20 protein-coding genes are annotated in these 23,397 nt (G+C 42.0%); 15 read left to right on the top strand and 5 right to left on the bottom strand.

From position 1 onward, the window contains the following. Positions 1 to 40 precede the first annotated feature (40 nt). Complete coding sequence (locus tag EPB74_RS07100) at positions 41 to 1,729, top strand: FAD-dependent oxidoreductase (protein WP_274903554.1); 1,689 nt, start codon at positions 41 to 43, stop codon at positions 1,727 to 1,729. 92 nt (positions 1,730 to 1,821) lie between these two features. After that, a complete protein-coding gene (locus tag EPB74_RS07095; protein WP_274903553.1) occupies positions 1,822 to 2,448 on the top strand; it encodes a GNAT family N-acetyltransferase in 627 nt (208 codons plus the stop codon). 9 nt (positions 2,449 to 2,457) lie between these two features. Here EPB74_RS07095 and EPB74_RS07090 read toward each other — a convergent pair whose 3' ends face one another. After that, positions 2,458 to 2,667 (bottom strand): hypothetical protein, encoded by a 210-nt coding sequence (locus EPB74_RS07090; protein WP_165767596.1) that lies wholly within the window; start codon positions 2,665 to 2,667, stop codon positions 2,458 to 2,460. A 252-nt stretch (positions 2,668 to 2,919) separates the two neighbouring features. Here EPB74_RS07090 and EPB74_RS07085 point away from each other — a divergent pair, with 252 nt between their 5' ends. Both EPB74_RS07085 and EPB74_RS07080 read left to right on the top strand, forming a co-directional pair. Then, complete coding sequence (locus EPB74_RS07085; protein WP_274903551.1) at positions 2,920 to 3,288, top strand: hypothetical protein; 369 nt, start codon at positions 2,920 to 2,922, stop codon at positions 3,286 to 3,288. Between the two features lie 94 nt (positions 3,289 to 3,382). After that, complete coding sequence (locus tag EPB74_RS07080; protein WP_274903549.1) at positions 3,383 to 3,664, top strand: DUF503 domain-containing protein; 282 nt, start codon at positions 3,383 to 3,385, stop codon at positions 3,662 to 3,664. Between the two features lie 91 nt (positions 3,665 to 3,755). Here EPB74_RS07080 and EPB74_RS07075 read toward each other — a convergent pair whose 3' ends face one another. From EPB74_RS07075 to uvrA, 3 genes are all read right to left on the bottom strand, one after another. Further along, positions 3,756 to 4,118, bottom strand: coding sequence for a hypothetical protein (locus EPB74_RS07075; protein ID WP_274903547.1), 363 nt, complete (start codon positions 4,116 to 4,118; stop codon positions 3,756 to 3,758). A 75-nt stretch (positions 4,119 to 4,193) separates the two neighbouring features. Further along, positions 4,194 to 6,071, bottom strand: coding sequence for a P-loop NTPase fold protein (locus EPB74_RS07070; RefSeq protein ID WP_274903546.1), 1,878 nt, complete (start codon positions 6,069 to 6,071; stop codon positions 4,194 to 4,196). Between the two features lie 123 nt (positions 6,072 to 6,194). After that, positions 6,195 to 9,101 carry an excinuclease ABC subunit UvrA gene (gene uvrA / locus EPB74_RS07065; protein ID WP_274903545.1) on the bottom strand — a complete coding sequence of 969 codons (2,907 nt, stop codon included), beginning with the start codon at positions 9,099 to 9,101 and terminating at the stop codon, positions 6,195 to 6,197. A 597-nt stretch (positions 9,102 to 9,698) separates the two neighbouring features. Here uvrA and EPB74_RS07060 point away from each other — a divergent pair. The 10 genes from EPB74_RS07060 (at position 9,699) to EPB74_RS07015 (ending at position 21,464) form a co-directional block, all read left to right on the top strand. Further along, positions 9,699 to 11,063: an MFS transporter gene (locus tag EPB74_RS07060; protein ID WP_274903543.1), complete on the top strand. Its 1,365-nt coding sequence runs from the start codon at positions 9,699 to 9,701 to the stop codon at positions 11,061 to 11,063. A 108-nt stretch (positions 11,064 to 11,171) separates the two neighbouring features. Further along, complete coding sequence (gene ssb / locus EPB74_RS07055; protein ID WP_274903542.1) at positions 11,172 to 11,840, top strand: single-stranded DNA-binding protein; 669 nt, start codon at positions 11,172 to 11,174, stop codon at positions 11,838 to 11,840. Positions 11,841 to 12,335: 495 nt separating this feature from the next. Continuing rightward, positions 12,336 to 12,659, top strand: coding sequence for an H-NS histone family protein (locus EPB74_RS07050; RefSeq protein WP_089554199.1), 324 nt, complete (start codon positions 12,336 to 12,338; stop codon positions 12,657 to 12,659). A 253-nt stretch (positions 12,660 to 12,912) separates the two neighbouring features. Continuing rightward, positions 12,913 to 13,737 (top strand): type II secretion system protein N, encoded by an 825-nt coding sequence (gene gspN, locus EPB74_RS07045; RefSeq protein ID WP_274903539.1) that lies wholly within the window; start codon positions 12,913 to 12,915, stop codon positions 13,735 to 13,737. Next, positions 13,738 to 14,640 (top strand): type II secretion system protein N, encoded by a 903-nt coding sequence (locus EPB74_RS07040; protein WP_274903538.1) that lies wholly within the window; start codon positions 13,738 to 13,740, stop codon positions 14,638 to 14,640. Between the two features lie 139 nt (positions 14,641 to 14,779). Next, entirely contained in the window at positions 14,780 to 17,035 is a 2,256-nt protein-coding gene (gspD, locus tag EPB74_RS07035) for a type II secretion system secretin GspD (protein WP_274903537.1), read from the top strand. 281 nt (positions 17,036 to 17,316) lie between these two features. Then, positions 17,317 to 17,454: a hypothetical protein gene (locus tag EPB74_RS07030; RefSeq protein WP_171996352.1), complete on the top strand. Its 138-nt coding sequence runs from the start codon at positions 17,317 to 17,319 to the stop codon at positions 17,452 to 17,454. Between the two features lie 172 nt (positions 17,455 to 17,626). After that, a complete protein-coding gene (locus EPB74_RS07025) occupies positions 17,627 to 18,655 on the top strand; it encodes a TatD family hydrolase (protein ID WP_274903536.1) in 1,029 nt (342 codons plus the stop codon). A 73-nt stretch (positions 18,656 to 18,728) separates the two neighbouring features. Then, positions 18,729 to 19,619, top strand: a complete 891-nt coding sequence (locus EPB74_RS07020) for a tRNA threonylcarbamoyladenosine dehydratase (RefSeq protein WP_274903535.1) — start codon at positions 18,729 to 18,731, stop codon at positions 19,617 to 19,619. 21 nt (positions 19,620 to 19,640) lie between these two features. After that, on the top strand, positions 19,641 to 21,464 hold the full coding sequence (locus tag EPB74_RS07015; protein WP_274903534.1) for a GAF domain-containing hybrid sensor histidine kinase/response regulator: 1,824 nt from the start codon (positions 19,641 to 19,643) through the stop codon (positions 21,462 to 21,464). Between the two features lie 98 nt (positions 21,465 to 21,562). Here EPB74_RS07015 and efp read toward each other — a convergent pair whose 3' ends face one another. Then, positions 21,563 to 22,135, bottom strand: a complete 573-nt coding sequence (gene efp / locus EPB74_RS07010) for an elongation factor P (protein WP_079692445.1) — start codon at positions 22,133 to 22,135, stop codon at positions 21,563 to 21,565. 206 nt (positions 22,136 to 22,341) lie between these two features. On the opposite strand from efp, the gene epmB reads away from it, so the two are divergent. After that, positions 22,342 to 23,349 (top strand): EF-P beta-lysylation protein EpmB, encoded by a 1,008-nt coding sequence (epmB, locus tag EPB74_RS07005; RefSeq protein ID WP_274903533.1) that lies wholly within the window; start codon positions 22,342 to 22,344, stop codon positions 23,347 to 23,349. Positions 23,350 to 23,397 lie beyond the last annotated feature (48 nt).

Here is a 23,397-nt window from a genome sequence, read left to right as displayed (position 1 = left end):
GTTTTCATCAGGAAATAATCATAATCGTTAAGGAAAACTTATGAGCAACACAACAATTAACACCGTCACCATTAGCAAAGACGATATTCCAAATGGCGGTATGAAATCCTATAAACAGGATGATAATAGTATCATTTTAATTACCCGCGACGACAGTACATTTCATGCGTTCGATGGTAAATGCCCGCACGCAGGGGCAGATTTGGGTAATGGTTTACGTTGTGGCAATCGAGTCATCTGCCCGTGGCATCATGGTACTTTTGATAGCAGCGACGGCTCGCTATTAGAACCAGTTGCTATGACAGGATTGACTCAATACGAAATCGTCGATAATGGCGATAATTTGACCGTTAATACAGCCGCTAAAATAGACAAACAGATCAAAAACGACAAAATGACTGACACTCATACTATTATTGTAGGCGGAGGCGGTGCAGGATTTATGACGGCCAATCAGCTCCGTCATACGGGCTACGGCGGCAAGATTACCTTGATTAGTGCTGATGACAAAGCTCCTTATAATCGTCCTTTATTGTCTAAAGCGTTTTTGGCAGGGAATATGCCTGAAGAAAAGCTCTTACTTGGCGGCGCAGATTGGGCGAGTAAAAACGATATTGACTTACGCTTAAACCAAACCGTTAGCGAAGTATTGCCCAATGAACGTACGATTGTCATTAAAGATAAAGATGGTAATAGTGATAAACAAACAGCCGATTTCTTAGTCGTGGCAACAGGCGCTGAGCCAAAAATACCACCTTTTAAAGGTGCTAAGCTTGATGGTGTCTACACCTTACGCAGTATGGATGATGCCAAATTGATTAAAGCTGCCAGTCATGACCAGCGTGTGGTGATTGTTGGTACAGGTTTTATCGGTATGGAAGTCGCTTCAGCATTAGCACAAGCAGGCACGACTGCTTCTATTACCATCATCGGACAAGACCATCGCGTGATGGGTAATATTGTTTCTGAAACCGTCAGTAATGCGCTTATTAAGTTGCATGAAGATAGCGGCGTTAAGTTTATCTTTAATGCCAGCGTCGCTGAAATTACAGAAACCGAAAAAGCTACTGATGACAGCGCCAATGACAATAGTGCGAGTGACAACAATGCGAGTGATGAGAGCTTAAAAGAGGCGAATTTCTCGCAAGTTGGTGGCGTTAAATTAGCAAATGGTGAGCAGATAGACGCTGATATCGTGATTTTGGGGACAGGCGTCGCACCGCGTATCGAATTATTGAATGACACAAATCATCCAGATGGCGTACAAGTCGATGAACATCTACAACTGCGCGATGGTGTCTATGCACTTGGCGATATCGCCAAAGCGACCAATCAAATGGGGCGTATGCGTATCGAGCATTGGCGCGTCGCCTTGCAGCATGGCATAGTAACGGCGGCTGCTATCTTAAATGAAGATAACATCAACTCGCTGGCGGAGCGTATTCCTTTCTTTTGGACGATGCAATACGGTAAAAGCCTACGCTATAGCGGACATGCTGCGACGCCAGACTATGGCATTCTACTTGGTACACCAGACAGCTTTGATTATATCGAATATTACTTCGATGACGAGGGTGAAGACACGCGCGCTCGTGCAGCAAGCTCGCTTGGTCGCGACAAAGAGTTGGTTGCATTCTCTGAACTATTGCGCCGTGGTCATGCCCCAACACGAGCACAGATTAACGCAGGATTTGATATTATCGAACAAGCGCTGGCATTATCGCGCTAGTAGTCAAAACTGATACGTATTATTATTAAGGCTGGTCTATTCAATTAGGTCAGCCTTAATAATATGTTTATAAGAAAGGGATAACCGACAATATGAAGAAAGACCATATGAATACAGAATTGGTATTTTTACGTCAAGCTGAAGCAAGTGATATTGACGCGCTTGAACAGTTATTAAACCGCTGCTACCGGCAGACAGAAGGCTGGACCAATGAAGCAGATTTGGTTGGTGGTATTCGTATCACTCAAGATGAGCTGGCTAATACCATCGCTAATCCAAAACACTATCTTTTTGTTTACCCAAAAACCACCACTGGTGAACGCGATGGCGAAGAAACGGGCGAATTGTTAGGTTGTATCGCTGTCGATATAAAAGTCGATGCTGCTGCTAATAAAAATGACGGTAATAAAAAAGCTTATATCGGTATGTTTGCGGTACATCCAGAGCTGCAAGGACATGGGGTTGGTCACCAGATATTGCAGGCCGCAGAAACTTTTGCCCAGCGGCATTTACAATCAGATATAGAGGCAACTGATGAAAAACCTGCGCGTCTTACTATGTCTATTCTAAGCCACCGCCCTGAGCTATTGGCGTATTATCAGCGCCGTGGCTATCAGCTAAACGGTAATAAAATGCCGTTTCCAATGGATGGTAATAATGGTGAGCCAAAACGTCAGGATTTAGAGTTATTAGAGTTAGAAAAAATAGTTAACACATAAAGTCTGCTTTTATTGACCCCAAAAATGTCCAAAAGTCATAAACAGACCAACACTCAGTAAGATGAATGCCACAATGATTAAGCGCTTAAACCAGTTAAACGCTGGCAAGCGCGTGGCATTGTCATTGGACATCAGGTAGGCGAACAAAAACAACAAGCTTGCTGCCAAGGTCATGATACCTAGACCAATCGGTAAAATAAAAAAATACACCTGCCACATGGTTATCCCTCAACGGTCATTGTTAATCGCATCATAGCAGTATCTTGATGGCACTGTCTGTATCAGCTCAAATTCAAATACTCTAACGTTATTTAACATAAGCTATTTGAACATCATAATAAGTGTTATTAAATAAACTTAAGCAAATAACGTGAATTCAGTTGGGCTAAATGAAATAATTCTGTATAGTTCAAGTAACCTTTTAGACACAAAAAATAGCCACATTAATTTTATAAATACAGCGAGCGTGATATGAATCATTTAAAGAAATTGGCTGCGATAGCATTGTTAACCCCACTATTTGTTGCCTGCTCAAATGCGCCTTCTGAAAGTACAGTTGAAGGGCTAATCGAAGCGCAATATGAGCAAGCCAACAGCATGATGGATGATGCGATGGCGAATGCAGGCAATGATGAGATGGCAAAAGCCATGAGCGGCATGATGGAAGGCATGATGCCAAAGCTTGAAAGCGTCGAGAATATCAACTGTGTTACTACGGAAGGCGATAATACGTATATGTGTACCGCTGATATCACGCAGACGATTGCGGGTACTAGTCGTACCAATAAGACGAATTTTAAAGTTTATCAGGTCAATGATGAGTGGGTGTTGGGTAATTAGAAGCCAGACCGTCAGTTTATTTGGTTTTGGGAACGGTGTATTAAACGTACATAACCAGATAACGTAGACATGGTACTTTAATAAGGAGGATAAAATGCATATCGGCATCCTAACTCTGACTTTTTCCTTGTCCGGATGTGGCTCGTTAAAAGAGAAGCGCCAACGCATGGGCGGCTTGCATGCACGCTTTGGTAATATGCCAAGCGTCGCGGTATGTGAGAGTGGCGAGCGTGATCGGCATGACGCCAGCGAGTGGACGTTTGTGATAGTCGGGTTATCTAAACGTGAGGTTGAGTCGCAGTGCAGTCAAATCGAAGACAAAATAGAACGGACGGTAGATGCGCGGATGATGAATGTTGAGAGAGAGTTTATTTAGCTAATAGATTTTAGACTCATATTATTGTTAATTGGCTATCTCAATTCACCTATATTTGCTTATTCACTCAGCATAAGCTTAACAATAAAAATTAAAACAATCCGAGCAGTCCTGCAATAACACCTAATGAAAAACATATTCCGAAGAAAAAAAATTTATACTTGGGTACTTCGAATTTCTGTTTAAAATGAGAGCCATGATGGTATTTTTCATCATGGCTCCTAAGCAGTTCAGAATTATCTGTTTCTTTTATAGTAAATAACGCAACTGCTATTGGGGTATCGTTATAAAGTTTATAGTACGCGACTTGAGTACCTGTTAATAAGATATCCTTACCTGCGTATGTGGACAAGTCGTAATGGAATAAAGTATTTTCGTACGTATCTTGAATGTAGGCGATACCTAATGTTCTATCTATATTAGTAATGATGCCATCACTTGGATCAGGACCCATTCTAACCTCTTTAGTTTGTATGTTGAGTGAACTATGTGACACCTAACACGAAACAAAAATATCTGTACTTAGCTATTAAATATTTTCTAAGTTATTCGTAAGCTCTAAGAGATGATCGATAGCTGCTTTACTGTTCGGTTTTTCTACGATTCTCTCTTGAAGTAGCTCTAGAGTCCATTGCTTAACTTCATTTAACTTGCTTTGAATAATAACTGGTTGATGGATAAAAGGAGATGGCTTTTGAGCATTTACAAGCTCTTGATAATCCCAAATTGCTGTATCAATCCTATCTGCGTTCTTAAATTTAGCAATATCAACTCTAAAGGCAGGGTGTTTTAATAATTCTCGAATATATAGCATTCTACTTGACCCATCAACAAGTGGCTGCCAAATGACATGACTAAAAATTTCTTTATTAATATTTTGTATAGCTTTAAAAAAATCCTCACTATGATTTCCATGTTTGCAAAATCGCATAAAAATTTTAGACATAGTATCAGCGTTGTTATTTAAAGTAAGCTCTCTCTTATGTTTTTTTATAGTTTGCTGGAGAAAATTATAAAAAATATCATTTGTATTTGAATGATTTAAATAATAGCTTTCCATAAGACCTTGCTCTGAACCTTCTACAACTCTTACTTCAATATACTTCTCTACCAACTCTTTAAGTTGGTTAGATAGATCAGAAGCTCCATTTTTCCTTAATATATTATAGTAGAAGCTTAAGTTAGGAAGCATTTCCCTATCTATTCTATGTTCGATATTATCAAAAATTCTTTGGTTAAACCCATGTTCTGGGCTTAAGCTATGATACTCAGTCATCAACTCTTGCTTTTCTCTATCGTTTTCTAATTGAGTTTCTGTGAGTTTATCGGATCGGCTTAATTCTTCGATAATTTCACTTTCTGTGTCTAAATCAATAAGTAAGCTTGTTATTATTTTACTCCAGCCTGAAAGCTCAAAGTAGCTATAAAACTGAGAAATAGTATCATCCATCAATTTGAATTTTCTTGCTACTTCAACTTTTTCTTTATCATCTAATCTGTCTTCATCTGATTTGAATGCAAGATCAAGGTCGTAACCACGCAGCTCATCGACTCTAGGTGAGCTGAATGACTTCACAAAGAAATCGAAATCGATAGTATCATCAAAAGTAGAAGGCATATCATGTGCCATACGTATAATTAAAAGAGCTTCCAAAATTTGCTTTTTACTAATGAAGGACAAGTCATCATCTGAATTATCTAGTATAGCTTTTAAAGTTCTTTCAACTCGCTGGTAAAATCTTATATTTTTGATGTCCATAGTTTGATAAAAAAATTCATATATAGAAAAAAGCTCATTATTGACAACTATCTTTTTGATGATAGACAATGAGTTATCTAAAGTTAAAACTTCATCAAACACTTTTTCCTTATATTCTCTAAAATCTTTATCTGCTTTATCTTCGTGTAATATCACTACTACTTTACAGTTTTTTTCTAAGCTTAAATGATTAACTAACCCCATTATGTCTTTGATATCTATATTCTTAGATAGCCTTTCAATATCATCAATACAAATCAAAGTGTCTCCGATAAGACTAGTGATAGCACTGCTAATCAAGCCTTTACCAAGAGATAACGTGACGCCTGTACCTTCAAGCTTTGGCAAATCTATGACATCCAAGCTCTTTTTGAAGATACCTTTGAGACCAGAGAGATAGTCTTTTTTCTGAGTGGTCTCATGGGTGCTAAGGGCAATTTCAAATTTCAATGCTTCTATTGAATCTATACCGAAAAGAGAGACATAGGAGTATTTATTAACACCTAAATCTGTATGGTTTTCCTCGTAGAAATTATTCCAAAAGCGCGTCTTACCAATACCCCATTCACCAGTCAGAGCAATAGCAAAAGAGTCTTTATTATTGATAAGCTTCAAAAGCTTCTTTTCAATATTTACTACATTTGCCATTGCTAACTACCTTACAGATGTTCGTATATTAATGATGATATTAGCACTGAATCTGAATTAAACCCAACAAAAAAGGCCACCCCCTAAAGAGTAGCCTTTTTATCAATAATTAACTAATTTCTATTAACTCACTTCTTTCATCGCCTGCTTAAGCATTGGCTTTAAAAATTCACCAGTATATGAGCCTTTGACTTCTGCCACTTCTTCAGGCGTACCTTCCGCGATAATCAGTCCACCACCTTTACCGCCTTCAGGACCCAAATCAATCACCCAATCCGCCGTTTTGATGACATCCAAGTTATGCTCGATGACGACGATGGTATTACCTTTATCGCGTAAGGTATGCAGGATATGTAGCAGCTTATCGATATCATGGAAATGCAAACCAGTGGTTGGCTCATCTAAGATATAGAGCGTCTGTCCGGTATCACGCTTGGCAAGCTCACGCGCCAGTTTGACACGTTGTGCTTCACCGCCTGATAGCGTCGGTGCAGATTGACCCAAGCGAATATAGCTAAGACCAACATCCATCAATGCTTGCAGACGACGATAAATCGCTGGAATGGCTGAGAAGAACTCAGTGGCATCTTCAACGGTCATATCTAGGACATCGGCGATATTTTTACCTTTATAGTGAATCTCCAAGGTCTCGCGGTTATAGCGCTTGCCTTCACAGGTATCACACGGCACATACATATCAGGCAAAAAGTGCATTTCGACTTTGATGAGACCATCGCCCTGACACATCTCACAGCGTCCACCTTTGACGTTAAAGCTAAAGCGGCCGGCTTTATAACCACGGGCGCGCGCTTCTTGCGTTTGTGCAAACATCTCACGTACTGGGGTAAATACGCCAGTATAAGTCGCTGGGTTTGAGCGCGGTGTACGACCAATTGGGCTTTGATCGATATCGACCATTTTATCCAAATGCTCAAGACCACTGATACTGTCATGTTTATCCGCGATGAGCGTTGAGGCATTGTTCAATTGCGTCGCGGCAAGTGGCATTAAGGTACGGTTAATCAGCGTTGATTTACCTGAGCCAGAAACGCCAGTGATGCAAGTCATAATACCGATTGGTAAAGACAAATCTACATCATGTAAGTTGTTGCCGGATGCGCCTTTGAGCTCAATGGTCATCGGTACTTGTTTAGGCTTGGCTTTACCTTTGACTTCCAACTCGATAGTTTTGGCTTTATGACGAATACTTGGAATCTCGATTCTTTTCTTACCAGACATATATTGTCCAGTCAGCGATTCTTTATTCGCCATGATGTCATCGACCGTACCCTGAGCGATGATGTGTCCACCATGTACGCCTGCGCCGACACCGATATCGATGACGTGATCCGCTTGGCGAATCGCATCTTCATCATGCTCGACGACCAGTACCGTATTACCTAAATCACGCAAGCGCGTTAGGGTTTTTAGCAAGCGATCATTATCACGTTGATGTAGACCGATTGAAGGCTCATCAAGCACATACATCACGCCCATCAGACCAGCACCGATTTGGCTGGCTAAACGAATACGCTGCGCTTCACCGCCTGATAGCGTTTCAGCAGATCGGGCAAGGGATAGATAATCAAGCCCAACGCTTACTAGGAAGTTTAAGCGCTCATTAATCTCTTTAAAGATTTTTTCCGCGACTTCACCTTTATGCCCGCCAATTTTCAGGGTTTTATAATAGTCAGCCGCGTCACCGATAGAGAGCTTGACGATTTCGGCGATGGTGTGATCCTCAACACGGACATTACGTGAGATCTCATTCAAACGCGCGCCATCACAGACGTTACAAGTGGTATCAGCCAAATATTTCGCCAGCTCGTCACGCACGAGATTGCTTTGGGTTTTGGCATAACGGCGCTCTAAATAAGGTAATACGCCTTCAAACGGCACAGTCTTATTGGTTTTACGACCGCGCTCATCGGTAAAATTAAAAGTGAGTTTCTCTTTACCTGAGCCTTGCATGATTAAGTCTTGCTGCGCCTTTGGCAGATCTTGCCACGGTGCATCCATGTCTATTTTAAAATGATTGCAAACGGTAGATAGCAAACCAAAGTAATAAGCATGACGCTTATCCCAACCATTAATCGCGCCTTGATTGAGCGATTTTTCATGATGGGTAATTAGCTTTTCAGCAGAGAAATACTGACGTTTACCGAGGCCGTCACAACTTGGGCAAGCGCCATATGGATTGTTAAAACTGAACATACGCGGCTCAAGCTCAGACACTGCACGATCACAAACAGGGCATGAGTGCTTGGCTGACATCACTTGGTTTTCATCGCCGCCTTCTTTTGGATTGCCATCCATAAAGTGCAGCGTAACTAGTCCTTGACCTAAACGTAGTGCCGTCTCTAAGCTTTCAGCAACACGGTTACCCAAGTCATCACGGACTTTAAAGCGATCGACTACGACTTCAATGGTATGCTTTTTCTTCTTGTCCAATGTCGGTAGCTCGTCGGTATCATAAACATCACCATCGACGCGTACGCGCACAAAGCCTTGCCCAATCAGCTGCTCTAGCAATACCGTATGCTCACCTTTACGTTCACGGATGACTGGCGCAAGAATCATGATTTTCGTATCATCGGGCAATGCCATCACTTGATCGACCATTTCAGTGACCGACTGCGCGACCATTGGTTCGCCATGCTCTGGGCAATAAGGCGTACCAATACGCGCATAGAGCAGACGCAGATAGTCATAAATCTCGGTAATCGTACCGACCGTTGAGCGTGGGTTATGGTTGGTGGATTTTTGCTCGATAGCAATCGCTGGCGATAAACCTTCGATACTATCGACGTCAGGTTTTTCCATCTGTGAGAGGAACTGACGCGCATACGCCGACAAGCTCTCGACATAACGGCGTTGCCCTTCGGCATAAAGGGTATCGAATGCCAATGACGATTTACCAGAGCCTGATAAACCCGTAATCACCACAAATTTATCGCGTGGAATGTCTAAGTCGATATTTTTTAGATTATGAGTGCGTGCGCCGCGAACCTTAATATACTCGTGTGCCATCGTTGATAGATTTCCTATTTGATAAAAGGGTATATAAAAAATGTTTAAAATTTAAAGGGCTAAATAAAGTTGAGTTAAATGCTTAATTAAAAGCAATGATGAATCAAAAGCGTGGATGTGTTTAAAAATACTATTTAAATTAATATGGCTTTATAAAAACGTGCAGTTTTCACAAAGCGATAGTAATGATTCTCTCTTTTATATTATGCATTTAGCACTTGAAATGGATAAAGGTAATCTAAATAAAGGGTAAGTAATATGAGCAGTTTGTTATAGATTTAGTCGAACAACGTCTTTTTATAAAAATATTTGTCATACAATATTTTCGGACAATAACATTTCCGACGTCTTACTTTATTGTCATGATAGCGGCATTATTCAAGGTGCTATAACGCATGAAATGCACTTAGTAACAAAATTATCGCGTAAAATGAATAGCTTAAGTCAGTGTCCGCTATGATGGTGAAGCAGCAGGGTAAAAGTCTCGGCAAGCAAACGGCGAATGTCTTATACTAGTGAGCTTAATTTGTGGTCAACGCCTTGATAAAACAGAGTGCAGCTGTGTTAAACCAGCAATGATGAACCAGTGAGGCAAGTATGAATAGCGTAGAAAAACGGGCAATCCTCGGGGTAGGTGGCATATTTGCCTTGCGGATGATTGGTTTGTTTATGATTGTGCCAGTATTTTCTGTGTATGGTGATAATTATGCGCATGCGACACCGTTTCTGATTGGTTTGGCGGTCGGTATTTATGGGCTAGGGCAGGCGATATTTCAAATTCCAATGAGTTTGGCGGCGGATAAATTTCCGCGTAAGCCTATTATATTTTTAGGTCTTATCTTATTTGCCGTCGGCGGTATCATCGCAGCAAATGCAACGGATATTTATGAGGTGATTATTGGTCGGGCGCTGGCAGGTAGTGGGGCAGTCTCTGCGGTATTGATGGCGTTACTAGCAGATGTCACTCGTGAAGAGATGCGCACCAAAGCGATGGCGACGATGGGTTTGACCATTGCGACCTCCATCATGCTCGCTTTTGCCTTTGGTCCCTTATTAGTTGGCTCGCTTGGTATTTCTGGGCTGTTTTGGTTGACTGCCGGATTTGCCGTATTGGCAATGCTACTGCTGCTTGTCGTACCTTCGCCCATGCGCGTGCTTAAGCATAATTTAGACAATAAATCGATTGGTCAGCAGTTAGCAACAGTCCTAAAAATTGGTGATTTAAACCGTTTGCACATTGGTATTTTCGCCCTACATCTGACCATGACCGCCATTTTTGTCATTTTGCCGCACCAGCTTAGTGAGGTAATGGGTCTGTCGGTACGCCAGCAAGGTTTGGTGTATTTGCCTTTATTGTTTATTGGCTTTGCCGTCGCAATACCATTTATTATCATCGCAGAAAAGAAACGTAAAATGCGCCAAGTATTCTTGGCAGCGATTGCATTAATGACCGCCGCTTTAGCCATATTGGCATTAGGTAGTCAGGTCGGTGTCGGTATTATATTAGGCTTATTATTATATTTTATGGGCTTTAATTTGCTTGAGGCAACGATTCCTTCGTGGATATCTAAGCGCGCCCCAGTCGCCAATAAAGCCACCGCGATGGGATTGAATTCCTCCAGCCAGTTCTTTGGTGCTTTTGTCGGCGGGGCAATGGGCGGATTATTATTAAGTCAGCCCAATCTTTTGGCCTGGGGAATATTGGCTGCCATCATGGGTGTAGCGTTACTCATTATTATTCCTATTGCCGATCCACCGTATTTAGCAAGTACTACTGTTACCATACCTAAAAATATCAATATTCAGGACTGGTCACGGCAAATGCTGGCAGTCGATGGTGTTGATGAGTTGGTGGTCATGGCAAAAGAACAAGTGGCTTATTTAAAATTGGACAAGACACAGCTCACAGATACTTCGCGACAGGAGCTGTCGCATTTAGCCCAAAGCCCTCTAGATATTTAACAGAAAAATAGTTAAAGTAAAACCATATTACTGCTAGAATTAATAGTTTATATTAAATACTCGATTAAAGCTGGTAATCACATTATTCATAAGTAAAAGGACGGTATTATGCGCGGTGTAAATAAAGTTATCATCATCGGTAACCTCGGTGCAGACCCTGAGGCACGTCAATTCAATAATGGCGGTGGCGTGACCAATATTTCGGTCGCCACTTCTGAGCAGTGGACAGACAAGCAGAGCGGTGAAAAAAGAGAAGCAACTGAATGGCATCGTATTTCATTGTTCAATCGTTTAGGCGAAATCGCCGCGCAGTATCTTCGTAAAGGCAGTAAAGTTTATATCGAAGGTAGCTTGCGTACGCGTAAATATCAGGATCCAAATGGACAAGACCGTTATATCACTGAGATTCGCGCTGAACAAATGCAAATGCTAGACGGTGCAACTGGCGGTAGTAATGATGGTGGCGGATTTGGTGGCGGTCAGAACCAAGGTCAAAGTAGCTATGGCAATCAGAGCGGCGGGTTCGGTGGTCAAAGCCAAGGTCAAGGTGGCCAGAACAGTTATGGTCAACCAGCAAACAATCAGCCAGCTCAACAAGGCGGTTATAACCAAGGTGGTGCAGCTCAAGGTATGTCACAAGGTAGCAATCAAAACAGCTTTAATAATCAGAATGCACCCGCTCAGCAGAACCAGTTTAATAAACCGACTCAAGCACCGGCGCAGTCTAAGCCTACCGCCATGCCTGACGGTCCTGTAGATGATGATATCCCTTTCTAAATCATATAAGAAAGGAAGTGTAAAGATAGTTTGTAAAGAATTCAATCTGAAACCTCGCCATTAGCGGGGTTTCCTTTATTTACATTAATGAAATGACGTAAAATGTATACAAAGAAAGATGTCTAAATGTTGTATTTTGAATACTTGTTATATGGTGAAGATAGCTATTTTTATTTTAATGCATTATCACATATGTGGTTTTATTTATAATGAGCTATAAAAATAGTTGTTTATTTAATTCTCTTACCTATTATTGTGGATAGAAACACCAGCCAGTCATTGTTAACAGTAATCAGTCATTGTTATAGATAATGTTTTTGTTTATATTGTCGCTACTTGCGGTTTTAAATGTTAATAGAAGATTAATCATTAACCAATCAATTGATTATTAACGTTCACAAGATTAGTTATTTGAGAATCACTCAGTTTTTAGTAATCAGCTATTAATAGAGATTCTATTTACTTTATATCCCTTATTTTAATATGGAAAATACTATGAATAAAAATAACGTTATTGATTTAAATGATTTAAATGTTGATGAGCTACGCGCCATTACTGAAAATGCGCAGCAACTTATTGCGCAAAAGCAACACCAGCGTTTGTATGATGCTTATACGCAGTTTGAGAAAATTGCGGAAGAAAGTGCTGCCAGTATTGAAGAGATTTTACAAGCGGGCGAGAAACTAGAAAAAAAGCGTAGCATTAAGTATCGTAACACCGATAATAACGAAGAAACTTGGACTGGCCGTGGTCGTAAACCAACATGGTTGGTAGACGCGTTAGGCGCAGGTCGTAAACTCGAAGATTTTGCTATCTAGTTTTTTTATCTAATAACATAAGTCTAATTTGGCAACGTAACTAATGCTCTGTCTACGTTGCCTGACTTATCGATATGATTAAGCTTTATAGTGCGTTTAATCATTAATTAGATCGAAAGCTTATAAGTACACCGAAGCCATTATCTTTATTGCCAGTATTTTGGCGAAAAGATACTGGCTTTTTTTCTGTCATCTGTATGCTATTGTTTGCTATGATAATGACGTTTTTGTCTTATATAAGAGTTATGCAACCGTGCCCCAAGTATCTGCGTCGTCTCATAAGCGTCCCCGTAAGCTGTGGTGGCTGATTGGGCTTATATTATTTGCGCTATTTGCCGTCTTGCAAATGCCAGCGGCGTGGTTACTTGAAAAATATGCACCAGAATCGCCTTATGTCCAGCACGTGTCAGGTAATTTGTGGCAAGGTTCAGCGATTTGGCAAATACCTTTATCATCGACACCGTTGACAGGTGCTGCTGAATGGTCTTGGCAGCCATGGTATTTGTTATTAGGCAAGCTTGGTGCAGAGGTCAGTATCAATTCCGAGCCAACACGCCTCAATGGCCAAGTAAAAGTAGGCCTAGGCTCATGGGAGGTGAATGACATGAGTGGTAAGATTGCGCCTGAAACTTTGGCCAGTGTGGTCGATTGGCAATTGCCGAATACACCGATTCAGGTCAACAACGTATCGTTAAAACGTCAGTCTGACTCAAGTGCCGCAGACAAGGATTCAGGTAAAAATTTATCTGGTTTTAGTCAAGCGGATGGACAGTTGACATGGGTTGGCGGTGAAGTAGGCTATCCTAGCGGCGGTAAGGTTTTTTATATCACCATACCAGCGCTGCGTGCCGAGCTAAGTGCGGAGCAGAAGAATAATAAAAAGCTGCTGCATATTAATCTAGTAAACAATCAGGATAAGCGTTTAGGCGACTTATATATCGATGGCGACAATATGCTAGATGTGAGCTTGACGCAGCGTCTGTTAGAAAATATGCCAGAATATAAAGGACAAGCGCCGCAAGATACGCCAGTCGTTAGTGTGCGTCAGCCGCTGATGAATGGGTTAGGGGCACGCTAGATGATGACTGTCTCCACAAGTTTAAAACCTGTGCTTAATATTTTGAATCGATTTTCAACTTGGTTGCTGTTATTGGTGATTGCTTGGTTATGCTGGACAGCAGCGCGGCTACTATGGTTGCTGCTCGCGCCCCCTTTAGCACCGACATTACCGCTCGTGCCTTTACAGAATAATGCCACATCCAGCACAGATTATAGCAGTCTATTCGCTATTTTTGCCGACCCTGACCCAGTCGCTGCTGCCGTACAGCCGCCGCCTAATATTGTGCTAAAAGGCGTCTTACTCGCCATACCAGAGAGTCTGTCTTCAGCATTATTAGACGTCAATGGTGAGGTTAAAAACTACCGAATTGGTGATACTCTAAAAGACAGTGATTATACCCTAGTCGCTGTCGCTTGGAATGAGGTTATCATTGCGGATGCCACTGATAAAGAAACGGTAATTAGAATGCCAGAAGCAATGCCACTTGACCAAAGTGCTATGATGGCTGGTGCCGTCAGTAATCAGCGTTTGCAAGATGGTAACATGTTACCTACGGCGCCTTTGCCTGACCAAACCAATACCGATAGTCAACCAGCTACCGAAGCGACTGGCGAAAGTGCTCCCCAATCTGCCATTGATGAGGCGGTCACTGAATTGCAAGAAAATCCTGCCAGTTATTTGAGTAGAATGGGCGTTATGGCTGGTGGTGACAGCTATCAAGTCACGGCAGCCATGCCCGCCAATCTGCGTAATCGCTTAGGACTTGAACCCGGTGATCGGGTGCTGACGGTCAATGGGCAAAGTGTCGGCAGTAATCCTGGACAGGATGCTAATGTATTGCAACAAGTCAAACAAGCAGGTGAGGCACAGATAGAGGTACAACGTGGCGATCAAGTGATTACGATTCGTCAGCAGTTTTAGGTAAAATAGGGTGGCTTAAAGGCATTCTTTTCCATGGTTATTTGATGAATGCTATCGTTAGCAATATGATAACCAACAATATTCAGTACACATTAAACTCAGTACATACCAAGCGCCATCACTGTAGGTAATTATCAATATGGTAAGTCTTTATAATTTTTCAGTCACGCCTTTGCATCATATCTTGCAGCGTTTGATGCGGCTGTGTCGTCCTCTTTGTTTAGCAGTGCCACTATGGGCGGCTAGTACCGGACTGGTCAGTGCTGAGAGCTGGAAGGTCAATTTACAAGATGCTGATATCAAAGCGTTTATTAATGAAGTGGCGACCATTACCAATCAAAACTTCGTTCTTGATCCGCGCATCAACGGTAATGTGACCGTTATTTCTAATAAACCATTGTCGCGTGATGAGATTTATCAGCTATTTTTAAGTGTGATGCAGGTCAATGGTATTGCTGCTATCGATTCAGGAACAACGATTAAACTGGTACCAGATAATGTCGCCAAACAAACCGGTGTCGCTGTGGATTTACGCGGTGATAGTGTCGGCGAAGCCTTAGCAACGCGCGTGATTTATTTGACCAATACCCAAGCGGCAGAAGTGTTAGGAGTTATCCGACCGCTGATGCCGCCGTCCGCACATGCCGCGGCTGTGCCTGGGGTCAATGCCTTGGTATTGTCTGATCGTGCTGATAGCCTAAACCAGTTGACAGCGCTCATCCGTGATTTAGACAGCAATGTGAATGACAGTTTGCAAGTGATTCCACTGCGTCATGTCGATGCCGAGCGTATGATGGAGTTGATTAGCGCACTGGTTACGAGCGCTGGTAGCGGGCAAGCCCAAGGCGGCAACAATCAGCTTAAGGTCATCGCTGACACGGCTAGCGATAGACTGCTGGTTAAAGGCAGTCCTGAGATGATTGCTAAAGTTCTAGAGATGGTCAATCAGTTGGATACTACACCTACAAGGCGTTTGAGTGGTCTACGTGTCTTCCGCTTAAAATATGCCAGCGCCGGTCATATTGCAGAAATGCTTCGCGGCCTACTTGCTAGCCAATCTATCAATAGCGCCGGCGCTTCGTCAACATTAGAATCTGCGTCATTGAACGATGCCGCCACGACAGGATCGACGCTAAATAGCGGTGCTAACGGTAGTGTTGGTAGTAACAGTGTGGGTAATACAAGTACCGCAGCTTTACCGAATAGTAGTTCAGGTGGTGCAAGTACAGGTGTCGGTGGTCGACCCTTTAGTATCATCGCTGATGAAACTCAGAACGCCGTCATCGTCAATGCGGCACCTGAGCTAATGTTTGAGATTGAAGATGCCGTCAATCAGTTGGATAGTCGCCGCGCTCAGGTATTGATTCAAGCTGCAATTGTCGAGGTTTCAGGCGATGATGCCACTCAGCTTGGGGTGCAATGGGCGCTAGGTAATGCCAATAGTGGCTATGGCGTGGTCAACTTTAATAATGTCGGCGCGAGTGCAACCAGTCTGGCAGCAGCAGCGTTAGGAGGAGGAGGAGCTATTAGTGCTGCTGCCAGCTCTATCGTTGGTGCTTTGGTTGGTATTGGCAGTAGTAGTAAAGACAGCCAAGGTAATGCACAGTTTTATGGGGCTATCTTACAGGCGCTTGATTCTTCGACCAGTGCCAATCTACTGTCTATGCCCTCGATTTTGACGTTGGACAACGAAAAGGCCAGTATTTTAGTGGGTCAGAACGTGCCTTTTGTCACAGGTTCTTATACCACTGGTAGTGACTCTTCGACTAATCCATTTCAGACGATTGATCGCCAAGATATTGGTATTAATCTAAACGTCATCCCACATATTGGTGAAAATGGCACTGTACGGTTGGAAGTCTCACAAGAGGTTTCGTCTGTTGTACCAGGCAGTACTGGAAACGCCAGTGGTCTGATTACCAACAAAAGCCTGATTAATACGACCATTCTGGCAGATGATCAGCAGACCATTGCTTTAGGTGGATTGATGCGTGACAACTCTACCACTCGCCAACAAAAAGTCCCAGGTCTGGGTAATGTGCCCTTTATCGGTCGATTGTTCCGCTCGGACAATGACAACACCCAAAAGAGTAACTTGATCATATTTTTACAACCGACTATTTTACGTGATGGCGGCGCAGTAGCCAGCGTTACAGAGCGTAAATATAACCAAATGCGTGTGCTCCAGCTGGTCATCGATAAAAACGGTACGATTAAACAGCTGCCATTAAGCGGGACGGAAGGTTGGAATGGTAGCGTCAGTGCAGATTATGAATTGATGCCACTCAATCCCCTTATTCCTAAGCGCGATCAAACACCGAAATCGACGTCGCAAGGTTTTACGAGAGTCGATAGTCCAAGCAGTGGTATCACTACCTATCCATTAAATCGTTAATGGCTTTTATTCACTTTGTTAAAAGCCTGTCAAAGCATACCGTAAAATACGAATTCTAAGTGGTTATCATAGCCAAATGTACGGTGTAATAAATATACTGTACATTAGCTTGCGTGTTCATAACACAGATAAACACAGTGCGTTTCGTATACGAGTACAATAAAAACAGATAACATATGTTTATCAGGCTTTTAATTGCAGCACTGCTTATAGCAATGCATAAATATTGATATAATCATAAATATAAAGTCACAGCCTACTCATTTAAAAAGGCAAACACAATGACAGTATCTACCAATAAAAAAAAGTGGCTTACCTTAAGCGCAGCTGGCATTATTCTATTACTTGTTCCGCGGCGCAGTAGTAAAAAGGCAGATAGAGCGTTGTCGAATAAAGCTAAGAATAAAGATAGCGGTTAAAGCGGGCGATTAAAATTAATAGCCAAAATAAATGCGCGTTAAAGTAGAGAATCTATCCGTTTAGAGATTATGAAAGCTCATCGTTTAAAGATGGTTTTTAAAACTAACGGTTTAAAGCTTATTATTTAAAAAGAAAAATTTCTATACCAATTATTAATTTTGGAGTCTATTGATGACTGCTATTAGGGTATCCTTTATCGATGATGAGACGCTACCTTCTATTTTCCCTCTAATTGACACACATACTCATTTCGACGCACCTGTGTTTGATTCTGATAGAAGCGAGCAGGCACATCTTGCTTATGATCAGGGGATACGTCATCTGGTATTAGTCGGCTATTTGCACCGACATTTTAATCGGCTCTACGAAACTGAGAAATTATTAAATAAGGGATTACTCCTAAATGAAGAGCTGCCAGCCATTATAGGGAAGAACGATAGCCAAAAACAGTCACTTCCTAAGGCACATATTGCGCTAGGCTTGCATCCTTTTTATATCGAGCAGCATACTGAAGCGCATTTAGAGAAGATGGCGCAAATGCTCAATAAAAAGCGTCCGCTGGCTATCGGTGAAATCGGTTTAGATAGTTTTACGGATGCCATGAAGCAGCCTGAAATGATTGCCAAACAACAGCGTTTTTTTAATGCTCAGCTGGATATGGCAGTGGCTCATCAACTACCGGTCATGCTTCATATCCGTAAGGCCCATGCTGAAGCCTTAGCCATCCTAAAAATGCATGATTACGATGCACATAAGCTTGGGGGTATTGCGCATAGCTTCAGTGGCGGTGTGCAAGAAGCCAAAGCGTTTGTGAAATTAGGATTCAAGCTTGGTGTTACTGGGCAAATAACCAATCCCAATGCGAAAAAACTCCGCCTTGCTATTCAAGCAGCTGTTGATAATTATGGTATTGGATGCTTAGTCATTGAAACTGACTGTCCAGATATGACGCCTATTATGTGCCAGACATCAGATAATACCTTAGACAGCACTTTATACGGTAATGCGTCAGCACTCGGACAAAGCCCAGATAATGAATGGGGTGATACGCCTGCTCATAATAGAAACGTCCCTGCTAATTTATCTTATGTGTTACTAACTCTGAGTGAGTTACTTGAGGTGCAGCCATCTACTCTTGCTCAGCAATTGTGGCACAATAGTTGCACAGCTCTACAAATGAAATGGCATTATCCAACCTAAAAAAATTAGCTCATACTCATTAATAAGTTGATGAATAAACAATGAAATTCTTTAAAAGAGCCTTTAACCTGTTATGACTGAAGATATGCGATGGCAGCAAACCATTAACCAGCCGAATGCTACTGCACATCAGACATCTGATATTGAAGAATCACAGATTGCTGATGATGCAGATGAGCAATATGAGCGCCGTTTTAAAGGCACAAAGACGCTGTATGGCGTTTCAGCAGTGGATACATTTGCCGCAGCGCATGTTTATGTGATTGGTGTTGGCGGGGTAGGTTCTTGGGCAGCAGAAGCCTTGGCTCGAACGGCAGTGGGTAGCATTACGTTAATTGATTTGGATGTATTGGTTGCCTCTAACGTCAATCGACAGTTGCCTGCTTTAGATAGCACTTTTGGGCAAAGTAAGATTGCGGCGATGGCGACGCGTATTCGTGAGATCAATCCAAAAGTAACGCTGCATTTGATTGATGACTTTTTGACCGTTGAAAATGTAGCCACACTATTACCCAGTCGTGAGGAAGCCAAGGCGGCTGCGCAAAACAGTCCGATTGTAATTTTAGATTGTGTTGATGATATGAATGCCAAACTTGCCATTGCGCTGCATTGCCGGTTTAACAAATTAAAACTGGTCTGTGCAGGTGGGGCGGGCGGTAAGATAGATCCGAGCCAAATTAGAATCGGCGATTTACGCGATAGCTATCAAGATCCACTACTTGCTAAACTACGTAATAAGTTACGCCATGAAAAAGGCATTAATAGTGCTTTAAAAGAAAAATTTGGTATCAAGTGTGTCTATTCGATAGAACCACCGCGGGTAGACAAAAGCGCTCAGACAGGTGGTTTACACTGTGGTGGTTATGGTTCAGCCGTAGTCGTCACCTCGGTAGTAGCAATGCTTATGGTGAGTGAAGCATTACAATTATTGCTCAAGCAGGCGGCTGTTAAGCCAAGCGTCTGATATGAATTAATGGAGTCCATCTTGTCTATATCCAACTTGCTAGAGAATAGTTATCCCATCGCAATAGATGAAGTTGAGCGTATCAATAAGCTTAAAAAATATCAGGTGCTCAATACTAATGAAGAGCCTGCTTTTGCGCGCTTAACACAGCTGGCGAAACTGTTTTTTAATATGCCTGTGGTTGCCATTACCTTTATGGATGAGGAAACTCAATATCTAAAATCTGTCCATGGGCTTGGCGGTGTTTGTACGACGGTGCGCAAAGTTGCTATTTGTAATTATACGGTGCTCTCTGATGAGATTTTTGTGGTACCAGATTTAACAAAAGACAGCCGTTTTAGCCAAAACCCATTGATTACAGAGTCGCCTCATCTGCGGTTTTATGCCGGTGCACCCATCATCATGCAAGAAGATGGTAAAACCTATCGTTTGGGCTCTCTGTGTTTGATGGATATGCAACCTCATCATGACTTTAGTGACGAGCAAGCAAAAATATTAACGCAGTTTGCGGTGATGGCTGCCGATGCTTTACAACTACAAGATCAGCAACGTAATGCTAAGCACGCCAATGAGATGAAATCAGAGTTTTTGGCCAATATGAGCCATGAAATACGGACGCCAATGAATGGCATTATTGGTATGGTTGAGATGTTGAGTGAAACTGAGCTTAGCGCTGAACAACAAGAGTATGTCCATAATATAAAAGTCTCAAACGAGCATTTGCTCGCCATTATCAATGGTATTTTAGATTTATCGAAAGTCGAAGCGGGCAAAATGACCATCGATTCTATTCCGATGAACTTATCGAGTTTATGTAATGAGGTGGTGAGCTTATTTGCGATCAAAGCCCGTCAGCGTAGCTTAATTCTAGATTATCATTATACCGAATCATTATCGCCTTATGTCAAAGGGGATCCAGTACGGCTCAAACAAGTCATGGTAAATTTGGTTAATAATGCCATTAAATTTACCCGTGAAGGCGGTCGCGTGACGATTGATGTTAAGCATATGCGAAACAATCCTTGTGAAGATAGCGATGATTGCTACAATGCAATGGGTCACAATGCTATGGAAGGTCAAATTAGTAGCGTAGAGCACGGCATTTATGGCGTGGCTGATGATGTTAATTTTGTTGCTCATAAAGATATGACGCTGTGTATTGAGGTCACAGATACGGGTGTAGGTATTAAGCCGGAGTCATTGGATGCGATATTTGATGCTTATGATCAAGCAGATAAATCTACCCATCGCCTTTATGGTGGTACAGGACTCGGATTGTCTGTTTGTAAATCTTTGGTTGGTTTAATGGGTGGCTATATTGAAGTAGATAGTACGGTCGGTTTCGGTACTACTTTTAGGGTATTATTACCATTGCCACCTATTGATGAGGAAAGCTATGAGACATGGCAAGAGTCCAATGACTTTACCATAACAATACCTAGTGACGAGCTTATCGGTCATATCCTATTGGTCGAAGATGATAGTGTCAACGCCATGATTGCCAAAAAAGCACTCAATAATAGCGGTCATACCGTCACTCATGTGACTGATGGGCAACAAGCGATCGAAATTTTTGCCTTGCATCCTGAGCTTTATGATGTCATTTTGATGGATCATCATATGCCAATTATGGATGGCGTACAGGCGACTATTAAACTGCATGAGCTTTATGATCCGCAAACATTACCACCAATTATCGCTTTAACCGCCAATGCGATGGATGGCGAACGCAAAAAATACCTCGATGTTGGTATGCAAGATTATTGCACCAAGCCATTTAAGCAAGAGCAACTTAATGCGTTGGTACAGTATTGGCTGATGCATAAGCGATCGTCAGAAGAGTAGATTGCCGTTTAAAATAGCCAATCATAAGTCATTAAAAAAGCTTAACCATTCTATGAGTGGTTAAGCTTTTTTACTAATCTGATAACGAATAAAAGCTATCAGCTGACGCGCGTTTGGTAATCACCGGTACGGGTATCGACACGGACTATTTCACCTTGTTGTACAAATAATGGTACACGAACCACGGCACCCGTTTCTAATGTTGCAGGTTTGCCGCCGCCACCTGAGGTATCGCCGCGTAAGCCAGGATCCGTTTCGGTAATTTGCAACTCAACGAAGTTCGGCGGAGTAATTGATAACGGTACACCATTAAACAAAGTAATCACACATAGGGCGTTACTGTTGTCTTTTAACCATTTTACCGCATCACTAACAGCCGTTTTGTCTGCTTGCAGCTGCTCAAAACTCTCAGGGTGCATAAAGTGCCAAAACTCACCATCGTTGTACAGATAGTTCATCTCAGTATCTATAACATCTGCCGCCTCTAAGCTCTCGCCTGATTTAAAAGTCTGCTCGAGCTGTCTACCACTACGTAGATTGCGCATTTTGACGCGGTTAAAGGCTTGTCCTTTACCTGGTTTGACGAATTCATTTTCGAGGATGGAATAAGGATTGCCATCAAGCATGACTTTGAGACCAGCTTTAAATTCATTGGTAGAAAAACTTGCCACGGAAGACTCCTAAGTGTTTATGAATAAAGGTTTATGAGTAAGGATTATAAATATTGTCAACGAGAATTGGATATTAAACTTGTAGTGATAAAGTAGTGCTAAAAGTTATTATCTCCCTCAGTGTTTAAAGGATAGGTCGTATGCTTTGATAGGCTACGCACTAAGAGCGTATAATATCGACTTTTGGCTACAGGTATTAGGTTGTCATGATAAACCATTTAATCACACAAAAAAACTGGCAAACGCAATTATCCGAAGCCATCACCTCTATTGATGAGCTGCTTGACATATTAAAGCTTGAATCACTGCGCGCAGAGGTCTATGTACCTGAACACTTTGAGCTACGAGTGCCGCGTGCTTTTGTGGCAAAAATGACAGTCGGTGATCGTAATGACCCTTTGTTAAGACAAGTATTGCCCAATCAAAAAGAGCAAATTGCAGTCACCGGCTATGTGGCAGATCCGTTAGCGGAAAACGCCCATAATCCGGTCAAAGGCTTACTGCATAAGTATCAATCAAGAGTGTTGTTAACGATTACTGGCGCTTGTGCGATTCATTGTCGTTACTGCTTTCGTCAGCATTTTGACTATAGTGCCAATATGCCAACGGCTAGTGCAAAACAAAGCATCATCGATTATATCAGTAACCATCCTGAGATTAATGAGATTATCTTGAGTGGTGGCGACCCGTTAAATGTGACCAATAGACGTCTATTTGCTTGGCTAGAGACTTTGGAGGCTATTGCGCAACTGACAACCATTCGGATACATACCCGTCTACCCTTGGTGATTCCAGCAAGGCTGGACGATGCGCTATTAGAGCGTTTGTCACAAAGCCGCTGTCAAATTGTGATGGTGATTCATTGTAACCATGCCAATGAGATAGATGCGCTCACCGCAGAGTATTTACAACGTGCTCGAGCTGCTGGAATTACCTTATTAAATCAAGCAGTACTTTTAAAGGATATTAATGATAGCGTTGCTGCGCAAACGATGTTAAGTCAACGCTTATTTACGGCGGGCGTACTGCCTTATTATTTACATTTGCTAGATAAAGTTGCCGGTGCCGCCCATTTTGATAATGACGAGCGCTCAGCAATTGAGCTTTATTGGTCATTACTGGCAGAATTGCCGGGCTATCTAGTGCCTAAATTGGTCATAGAGTTGCCAAACAAACCTTTTAAGGTGCCGATTAATATTTACAACGCTATGTAAAGTGGGCAATATAGTGTATTGAGAATTTTAGTAAACAAAGAACGACTA

It is taken from the genome of Psychrobacter sp. DAB_AL62B (assembly GCF_028895345.1).
GTDB lineage: Bacteria > Pseudomonadota > Gammaproteobacteria > Pseudomonadales > Moraxellaceae > Psychrobacter.
This window is presented reverse-complemented; position numbering and strand designations above follow the sequence as displayed.